Origin of the sequence: Nostocoides jenkinsii Ben 74, assembly GCF_001046875.1 — a bacterium.
GTDB lineage: Bacteria > Actinomycetota > Actinomycetes > Actinomycetales > Dermatophilaceae > Nostocoides_A > Nostocoides_A jenkinsii.
Map to the genome: position 1 here is coordinate 3,208,889 of NZ_HF571038.1, position 8,485 is coordinate 3,217,373.

Genomic DNA, 8,485 nt, shown 5'->3' on the forward strand with positions numbered 1-8,485 from the left:
GATCCGGCCGTTGCGCGGGCCGGAGCGCGCGAGGCCCGCGCAGGACTGGAGGACGGACGGGTCGCCATTCTTCAAATCTACGCGATGGGTCCCACAAGGCTCAGCATTCCCACGCGCCACACGCCCGGTCGCTCAGGGCTCGGTTGGGGTCATCGCTTCGGTCAACTCCGCCACGAGCGCTCGGATATCACCCTCGCCAAAGGCCGGACCGCCGGCGATGAAACCGTCGGTGCCCAGTCATCATCGACATATCGCGACAGGGTGAACAGCCCGGCGACAAGAAGACAAGGAGCCGAGCCTGCGGTGCGGCCAACGCGGTGAGGCTGTGCGCGCTTCCGTGCGGGAGGACGGCCGAGCCGTTCGGGATCGGTGGCGAACGTAGTCCTCGCTGACCGGACGTGCCAGGCCCATCGTCGCGCTGAGGGCCAGAGCCCAGACTGTGGCGAGCAGCCACGCCCACGTGCCCGCGGACGCATCCAGGAGAGTTCCGATGGTGGCGTTCCCACGGAAGGCCGCCACGAGGGTGACGACTGCCCCCGCGAGCAGCAGCCCATTGCGGGCGACGGTCCTTGAGGTCACTTGCCCTTGCGAGAAGGAGCCGAAGCAGTGACAGGACCCGGACTCGCGGTTGTTAAGCCGGATGATTACCAGCAGGTAGAGCGCGAAGAGCAGCACCGCCGCGATGGCAGTGACCGTGAATGCCGGCCCGGCCGGGGCCAGCAGCAGTCCCGCCGCCAGCACCACTTCAACCGCCGGAAGGACGCGATCGATCCTCCGCGCCAACGCGGGGGGCGTACCCAGAGCGATGAGGACATCGACCAGCGAGTCCTGACTGCGCCACTTCGTGATGGCACTGGCGGCAAGGACGAACTCCAACGCGATGGGGGCAAGAATCCACGCCGTCATATCTTCCCTTTAGAACAGTTCGGCACCAGGCGGGCAAGCCGCCTGGTGCCGAAGGGGGCAATCCGAATCTAGGTCGTCAGCAGATGTTGGTGGTGATCTGACCACTCTGAGCACCACCGACGTAGGGCGGGGTGCAGAGCCCGGTGGTGCTGGAGTTGCAGAAGCGGCCATCCCAGGTGCAGGAACTGGTGACACTAGTCCCCGAGGGGTAGCACGTGACATTGTCAGTGCCATTGCTGCTGAGCACCCGCGAGCATTGAACGGGCGGGTAGCAGGTCTGCGTGTCCGACTTCGTGAGGAAGTAGTGCGGGGTACGGCCGGTCGTGTTGATCGTCGCCGGTGAGAGCGTCAAGGTCCAGTTGCCATTGGCCGAATAGTTCGTCGTGGGCACCTCGCTGGTGCCGCCCCCGCCGCTCACACAGATCGTCCAGGAGATGGTGGTGCCGGCGGGGATGGTGCCCGTCGTCGTCGTGATCCCGAGGTACATCGAGTGGGTCTGCTGGTTGATCGTGCCACTGCCGTAGAACAGCTGGCAGATGCTGCCGCTGATGGTGGGCTTGTGTGCCGAGGCCGCGAAGGCGGGGGCGGTCGCGCCGATCGCGATCGCGGGGGTAGCCCAGGCGTCACCCTTCGCGATGCTGCGTCGGGGGAGGCCAGAGGGCGCGGCCGAGGCCACTGGGTTGGACATGCGCTGGATCTCCGTTGATAAAGGCATTGGGTGAGGTGCAGGGAGCGGATGCGGCTTCACTGCCGATGCCCTACCAGGCATATACCATCCATAAGGGTGTTTTCAACTAACAAAAATTGCATTACTGGGAATGCTGTTACTCGGTGGACTAAACCTCGGGCCGATTAGTCAGCACCCAGAAACCCGCATTGTTGAAACGACTAAATTTTCCGTCTGTGCAGGTCAATGACCTTTTGTCACGGAGAAGTCTAGGGAAGGGCTGCACCTTCGAACCATGCCACGGTCCGGCGCAAGCCGTCTTCGAACTCCACCGGCGCCACCTCTGGGAAGAGGTGGCGCAGCACCGAGCCGTCCGCCTGCGAGTGCGGCACGTCGCCAATCCGCGGGGGTCGGAAATCCAGCTGCGCTTCCCGTCCGGTGACCTCCGATAGCTGTTTGACCAGGGTCAACACCGAGGTATTCGTGCCAAAGGCCAGGTTGACCGGCTCGGGATGACTCACCCGCCGCTCGACCGCGTCCACGAGCACGCGGCATACGGACCCGACGTAGGTGAAGTCGCGCGACTGGGTGCCGTCACCGTTGATCGGCAGTGGCGCCCCACGAAGAAGTGCATCGATGAAGATCGGGATGGCCGCGGCATACACGTGACCGGCGCGCTGGAGCGGCCCGAAGACATTGAAGAAGCGGAACGCGAGTGTGGCCATGCCATACGACTGTTGATAGGCCAGGGTGTACTGCTCCGACGCCAGTTTCGAAACGCCATACGGACTCATCGGCCGCACCCATTCGCGCTCATGCTTGGGCAGAGCGGGATTCATTCAGCAGACAGAGCTCGATGAGGCGCAAACGACGTGCTCGACACCATTAGCACGGGCCGCCTCCAGCACATTGAGGCTGCCGGTGGCGTTGGCATGATGAGTCGTAAGCGGGTCGGCCATGCTGCGCGGGACGCTGCCCAGTGCACCCAGGTGAACGATTGAGTCGATTCCGCGCACGGCTTCCCGCAGCGCCTCCACGTCCAGCAGGCTCGCCTGGAGGAAATCCACCCGCAGGCCCGCCAGATTGTCCACGTAGCCCGTGCTCAGATCGTCGAGGATGCGGACCTCGTGGCCCCGATCCAGAGCGTGACGCGCGAGATTGGCGCCGATGAAGCCAGCACCGCCGGTGATCAGGATGTTCATGGGCTACCTAGGTGCGGCGGGAGGCGATCTCGTACGCGCACACCATACGCACCCGAGGCGGTCTCCGGCGCGGATCTAGGCCTCGATCACGATCGGGATGATCATCGGACGGCGGCGGATCTTGCGCCCCACCCAACTGCCGACCTGACGCCGGATGACCTGCTGCAACTCGTAGGTGTCGCGCACGCCTCCGCTGGTGGCCTCGTCCAGGGCCATTTCCAAGCCGGGTCGGATGTCGTCGAAGATGTCGGAGTCCTCGACGAACCCGCGCGCCGAGATGTCTGGCCCGGCCAGGACTTTGCCGGTCGTGGAGTCGACTACGACCACGATGGAGATGAAGCCCTCGTCCCGCAGGATCCGGCGATCCTTCAGGAGGGCCTCGTCAGCTCCGCCGACCGACGACCCGTCGACGTAGACATAGCCCACGTCATACGCCCCCGCGATCTCGACCCGCCCATTGCGCAGATCGACGGCCACCCCGTCTTCGACCACGACGACGCGATCGCGGGCTACGCCCGTCTGAATCGCGAGTTCGGCATTGGCCACGAGGTGGCGCCATTCGCCGTGCACGGGCATCACATTGCTCGGCTGAACGATGTTGTAGCAGTAGAGCAACTCCCCGGCCGCCGCGTGACCGGAGACGTGGACGCGGGCATTGCCCTTGTGCACGACGTCAGCGCCGAGCCGCATGAGCCCGTTGATGACGCGATAGACGGCGTTCTCGTTGCCGGGGATGAGGGACGAGGCGAGGAGGACGGTGTCCCCTGGGCCGACGTCGATCGGGTGCTCGCGATTGGCCATCCGCGACAACGCCGCCATCGGCTCGCCTTGACTCCCCGTGCAGATCAAGACGACCTTGTCATCGGGCAGGTCGCCGAGCTTCTTGAAGTCGACCAGGATGCCGTCCGGGACGTGCAGATAGCCGAGATCGGCCGCGATCCCCATGTTGCGGACCATCGAGCGGCCGACCATCGCGACCTTGCGGCCGGCCTTCTGGGCGGCATCAAGGACCTGCTGGACACGGTGCACGTGCGAGGAGAAGCACGCCACGATGATCCGGCGCTGGGCGTGCCGGAACACCTTGTCGACCGCTGACGAAATCTCGCGTTCCGGGGCGACGAAACCGGGCACCTCGGCATTGGTGGAGTCGGTGATGAAGAGGTCGACCCCCTCCTCACCCAGTCGGGCGAAGGCCCGCAGGTCCGTCAGCCGCCCGTCGAGCGGCAACTGATCCATCTTGAAATCGCCCGTATGGAGCAGTGTCCCCCCAGGGGTGTGGACCGCCACGGCGAGCGCATCTGGGATGGAGTGGTTGACGGCGACGAACTCGCAGTCGAAGACCCCGAGTCGCTCGCGTCCGCCCTCGCTCACCGCCAGGGTATAGGGCGTGATCCGGTGCTCCTTGAGCTTGGCCTCCACCAAGGCCAAGGTCAGTTGAGAGCCGATGATGGGGATATCCGGCTTGAGCCGAAGGAGATAGGGCACCCCACCGATGTGGTCCTCGTGACCATGGGTCAGCACGATCGCCTGCACGTGCTCCAGCCGGTCGGCGATCGGAGCGAAGTCGGGAAGGATCAGGTCGATCCCGGGGTGGTGCTCGTCGGGGAAGAGCACGCCGCAGTCGACGATGAGCAATTGCCCGGCATGCTCAATGACGGTCATATTGCGGCCGATCTCACCTAGGCCGCCGAGCGGGAGGACACGGACGGCGCCGTCAGCGAGCGGACCGGGCTCGGTCAGGTCGGGGTGGGGGTGGATCATGCGAGATCGGTCTGCGCCAAGGCCGCGCGCAGCTTGTCGAGATCGGCGGCCGAACCCTCGACATACGGGAGACGGACGGTGGCGTGCTCGATGATCCCCAGCTCCGCCAACGCCGCCTTGGCCATGATCGCGCCCTGGCTGGTGTTCATCAGGGCCTCGGTGATCGGGATGAGGTCCGTATGGATGCGCCGCGCCGTCGCGAGGTCCCCGGCGTCCACGGCGGCGACCATCTCGGCATACCTCTTGCCCGCGACGTGCCCGACGACGGACACGATCCCGGTAGCGCCCTGGGCGAGGTGGGCAAGGTTGACCTCGTCGGCCCCGGAGAACCACAGCAGATCGGTCGCCGCCATCACCTGGGACGCCGCCCACAGATCGCCCTTCGCATCCTTCACGCCCCGGATATTGGGATGTCCCGCGAGCTCGATGATGGTTTGCGTCGCAAAAGGTATGCCCGTGCGGCCAGGAATGTCGTAGAGCAGGACTGGCCGGTCGGTCGCGTCGGCAACGGCCCGGCAGTGCGCGATCAAGCCGGGCTGCGTCGGCTTGTTGTAGTAGGGACTGACGAGCAGCAGCGCATCGGCGCCGGCCCGCGCGGCTGACTCGGCCATCGCCACGGCATGGCGGGTGTCATTGCTGCCGACGCCGGCCACGACCTTGGCGCGCCCCGCCGCGGCCGCCACCACCCACTCGACCATCTGCAACGACTCGTCGGACGTCAGCGTCGGGGACTCCCCCGTGGTTCCGTTGACGACGATGCCGTCGTGACCGGTCGCGAGGAGATGCTCGACAACGGCTTCAGCGCCGCCTCGATCCAACGAGCCATCGGGGCGCATGGGGGTGACCATGGCGGTCAGGACGCGGCCGAACGGGGAAGTCGTCATGGTGCCCAGGGTATCGAGCAGGGCTGACACAGTCGGCGGACCGACTGTTGGTGTCGCCGATTAGGCTCCGGACATGAGGCCATACCTCGACCTGATGCAACGGGTGCTCGATGAGGGAGTCGAGCGCGGTGATCGCACGGGCACGGGCACCCTCGGCGTCTTCGGGCACCAGATGCGCTTCGATCTCGCCGACGGCTTTCCGGTGGTGACGACCAAGCGCGTGCATCTGCGCTCGATCATCGGTGAGCTGCTGTGGTTCTTGCGCGGCGACACCAACGTGCGGTGGCTGCAAGACCGGGGCATCACGATCTGGGACGAGTGGGCGGACGAGCAGGGTGATCTCGGGCCGGTCTATGGCTACCAGTGGCGCAGTTGGCCGACCCCGGACGGGCAACATGTTGACCAAATCGCCGCAGTTATTGAGTCGATTCGCACAAATCCCGAGAGTCGTCGGCATATTGTGTCGGCCTGGAATGTGGCCGACGTGGACAAGATGGCCCTGCCGCCCTGCCACACGATGTTTCAGTTCTATGTTGCGGGTGGGCGGCTGTCGTGCCAGCTTTATCAGCGCAGTGCCGACATCTTCTTGGGCGTTCCCTTCAATATCGCTTCTTATGCCCTCTTGACCCATTTGATCGCGCAGCAGACCGATCTCACTCCGGGCGACTTTGTGCACACCCTGGGCGATGCGCACCTGTATCTCAATCACCTCGATCAGGCACGGGAGCAGTTGTCGCGGGACCCCCTGCCCCTCCCCCACATCCACATCGCGCGCCGGCCGTCTATCGACGCCTACGACCTGGCCGACGTCGAGATCGTCGGCTATAAGTCACACCCGTCCATCAAGGCGCCGATCGCCGTATGACCCGCGTGACGCTTATCGCTGCCGTCGCCGAGAACGGAGTCATCGGCAACCACGGGCAGATTCCGTGGCGGGTGCCGGGCGAGTTGTCGCACTTCAAGGCCACGACCATGGGTCACACCATGATCATGGGCCGCAAGACCTTCGAGTCGATCGGCCGTACGCTGCCTGGGCGACGCACCATCGTAATGACCCGCGATCCCGGCTGGGAGCATCCTGGCGTCGACATCGCCCGGACCTTCGCCGACGCCCTCAATCTGGCCGGCCCGGTGGCGGAGGTCTTCGTCGTCGGGGGAGCCGAGATCTACGCACTCGCTATGCCGTATGCCGATCGGATGGTCCTCAGCGAAGTCGCCCAGTCGCCACCCGGCGATGCCTTCTTCGGGCCGACGCCTGGCGGGAAGAAAAGCGCACCTATCACCTAGGGTTCACTGTGGTTTTACTTGAATCGTTGAAAGGCAAAGCTCAACCACTGACCCACCCTTAAGGGTGTAGCCGCTTTAGGTTTTTCGGTTATGGCAATAGTGCTGACGCCTTAGCCATTTGCAGAATTTACCCTCCATATGCTTTTCTGATCCGCGCTCGATGAAACCTTTATCAACGGAGTCAGAATGGCGAACAACGCCCCGCGTCCCTCCCGGAGAACAGTTGCCCGGGGGACGGCTTGGGGGCTCATCCCAATCGGGGGTGTAGGAGTTGGGGTCTGAAGCCGCCGGTCTCGAGCAGGCTTCGGGCGATGTAGTTGGTCAGGTTGCGGAACCCGAGTGCGGAGCCGCGCAGGTGTTCGAGCCGTCCGTTGAGCGCCTCGGTCGGCCCGTTGCTGGTGCCGGGTCGTTCGAAGTAGGCGAGCACGTCAGCGGCTCGCTTCTTCAGGGTCCGGCCCAGGGTGGTGAGCTCGGTGAGCACCTTGGGGACGCCGGCGCTGAGGTCGGTAATCAGCTTCTCCATGAGCTCGCGGCCACGTTGAGGAGGAGGGCGCGGTGAGCTAAAAGAATGGAGCTTGCTCGGCTTCGACGCCGCCGAAAGCTCCGGTGAAACGGTCGGTACTGGTCGGTCGTCGGCGGTCACCACCGGATGGCGGCGTCCCCCCACGCTCGGCGTTTGCGCAGGTCAGCGGCTCGTTCGCCCAGTGGGCGCATCAAGCGATAGACGCAAAGCCGACGTGATTAGGTCGTCGGTTCGATTCCGACAGGCGGCTCCGGCGAACCGCCCCTGACCTGCGGAAACGCAGGGCAGGGGCGGTTCGGTTCTGGTGGTCGCGCGATGCGCTGGCCTCACGGCTCTGCCCGACACCGACGTCACTCTCCTCTGCGACGGACCCCTCGCCGGCTGAGCGCTCGCGCCCGGCATCCTGTCCGTGTGCCGATAGGCCTCGCACCGCTCGGCAACGCAGCGTGGCGTTGCGTCGCGACCTGGCGACGGCTCGGCGGGGCGCGATCGTCTCGTGCGTTGGCGGACTACGGGAGCTTGGACGCGAGGACGTCGGCCGGCAGGATCTCGGGTGCTGCGCCGAGGAGGTGCTGGTTGGCCATCAGGGCTGCGACGATGGCACCGTTGGCGTGGGCGTCGCGAGCGGCCTCGTCGGGGAATGCATCGAAGATCCAGAAGGTGTCGGCGTGGGTCCTGACCGCGAACCAGACAATCGTTCCCACTTCTTCGTTGGCGAGCGCGACAGCGCCGGCGAGCAGATCGGCGAGCGCGTCGTGCTGTCCATCGGCCGCGACGATCTTGGCGACGAAGGCATACGGAAGTGATGCGGGTGTGGACATGAGGGGTTCTCCTAGGTGTCGAGGTTTCTTGGTGAGCGAGTTCAGCGTATGACGAGCAAGGGCATGTGAGAAGTGGCGTATACGACAGTATTGCTATTGTTCGCGCCATGCGTATCGGACTGATCGCGATCGACGGCTGCTTCGGTTCGGCTGTCGCGTCGATCATCGACATCGTGCGGGTGGCCGACGGAGCCCGCAGCGATGTCGACCCGCGGATCGACCCGATCGAACTCGCCATCCTCGGACCGAAACGGCGAGTGACCACGACAACATCGATGACCCTGTCGGTGGACCACCCGCTGTCGGAGTCCGCAGAGTTCGACGTGGTCGTCGTCCCTGCGCTTGGAACCCTCACGGCCGCCGCTACCAACGACGCCCTCCAGAGCCGAGATGCTCGTTCGGTCATCGCCTCGCTCGGGCGCCTCGACGAGGCG

General features: G+C 65.1%; 7 protein-coding genes and 3 pseudogenes. 3 read left to right on the forward strand and 7 right to left on the reverse strand.

All coding sequences use genetic code 11. The features are described from left to right. Positions 1-240: 240 nt before the first annotated feature. From BN13_RS15355 to dapA, 5 genes and pseudogenes are all read right to left on the reverse strand, one after another. Positions 241-906, reverse strand: a complete 666-nt coding sequence (locus BN13_RS15355) for a MauE/DoxX family redox-associated membrane protein (RefSeq protein ID WP_048548085.1) — start codon at positions 904-906, stop codon at positions 241-243. Between the two features lie 76 nt (positions 907-982). Beyond that, entirely contained in the window at positions 983-1,594 is a 612-nt protein-coding gene (locus BN13_RS15360; protein WP_048548086.1) for a hypothetical protein, read from the reverse strand. A gap of 248 nt (positions 1,595-1,842) precedes the next feature. Then, positions 1,843-2,775: pseudogene (locus tag BN13_RS15365) on the reverse strand (NAD-dependent epimerase/dehydratase family protein). Between the two features lie 75 nt (positions 2,776-2,850). After that, positions 2,851-4,536, reverse strand: a complete 1,686-nt coding sequence (locus BN13_RS15370) for a ribonuclease J (RefSeq protein WP_048548087.1) — start codon at positions 4,534-4,536, stop codon at positions 2,851-2,853. Further along, a complete protein-coding gene (dapA, locus tag BN13_RS15375; RefSeq protein ID WP_048548088.1) occupies positions 4,533-5,420 on the reverse strand; it encodes a 4-hydroxy-tetrahydrodipicolinate synthase in 888 nt (295 codons plus the stop codon). The genes BN13_RS15370 and dapA overlap by 4 nt, the downstream gene beginning before the upstream one ends. 73 nt (positions 5,421-5,493) lie before the next feature. On the opposite strand from dapA, the gene BN13_RS15380 reads away from it, so the two are divergent. Next, positions 5,494-6,285 (forward strand): thymidylate synthase, encoded by a 792-nt coding sequence (locus BN13_RS15380; RefSeq protein WP_048548089.1) that lies wholly within the window; start codon positions 5,494-5,496, stop codon positions 6,283-6,285. Then, positions 6,282-6,707 carry a dihydrofolate reductase gene (locus tag BN13_RS15385; RefSeq protein WP_048548090.1) on the forward strand — a complete coding sequence of 142 codons (426 nt, stop codon included), beginning with the start codon at positions 6,282-6,284 and terminating at the stop codon, positions 6,705-6,707. The genes BN13_RS15380 and BN13_RS15385 overlap by 4 nt, the downstream gene beginning before the upstream one ends. 247 nt (positions 6,708-6,954) lie before the next feature. Here the strand turns inward: BN13_RS15385 and BN13_RS15390 are convergent. Both BN13_RS15390 and BN13_RS15395 read right to left on the reverse strand, forming a co-directional pair. Next, positions 6,955-7,245 (reverse strand): annotated as a pseudogene (locus BN13_RS15390) (transposase); the annotation flags it as partial. Positions 7,246-7,739: 494 nt separating this feature from the next. Continuing rightward, positions 7,740-8,051: a putative quinol monooxygenase gene (locus tag BN13_RS15395; RefSeq protein ID WP_048547633.1), complete on the reverse strand. Its 312-nt coding sequence runs from the start codon at positions 8,049-8,051 to the stop codon at positions 7,740-7,742. 107 nt (positions 8,052-8,158) lie between these two features. On the opposite strand from BN13_RS15395, the pseudogene BN13_RS15400 reads away from it, so the two are divergent. Then, positions 8,159-8,485, forward strand: a pseudogene (locus BN13_RS15400) (AraC family transcriptional regulator); the annotation flags it as partial.

What these genes read in the sequence shown, in the direction of transcription:
- BN13_RS15385 (WP_048548090.1), top strand. Translation starts at nt 6,282, where the DNA reads ATGACCCGCGTGACGCTTATCGCTGCCGTCGCCGAGAACGGAGTCATC.
- BN13_RS15380 (WP_048548089.1), top strand. Translation starts at nt 5,494, where the DNA reads ATGAGGCCATACCTCGACCTGATGCAACGGGTGCTCGATGAGGGAGTC.
- BN13_RS15370 (WP_048548087.1), bottom strand. Translation starts at nt 4,536, where the DNA reads ATGATCCACCCCCACCCCGACCTGACCGAGCCCGGTCCGCTCGCTGAC.
- BN13_RS15395 (WP_048547633.1), bottom strand. Translation starts at nt 8,051, where the DNA reads ATGTCCACACCCGCATCACTTCCGTATGCCTTCGTCGCCAAGATCGTC.
- BN13_RS15360 (WP_048548086.1), bottom strand. Translation starts at nt 1,594, where the DNA reads ATGTCCAACCCAGTGGCCTCGGCCGCGCCCTCTGGCCTCCCCCGACGC.
- BN13_RS15355 (WP_048548085.1), bottom strand. Translation starts at nt 906, where the DNA reads ATGACGGCGTGGATTCTTGCCCCCATCGCGTTGGAGTTCGTCCTTGCC.
- dapA (WP_048548088.1), bottom strand. Translation starts at nt 5,420, where the DNA reads ATGACGACTTCCCCGTTCGGCCGCGTCCTGACCGCCATGGTCACCCCC.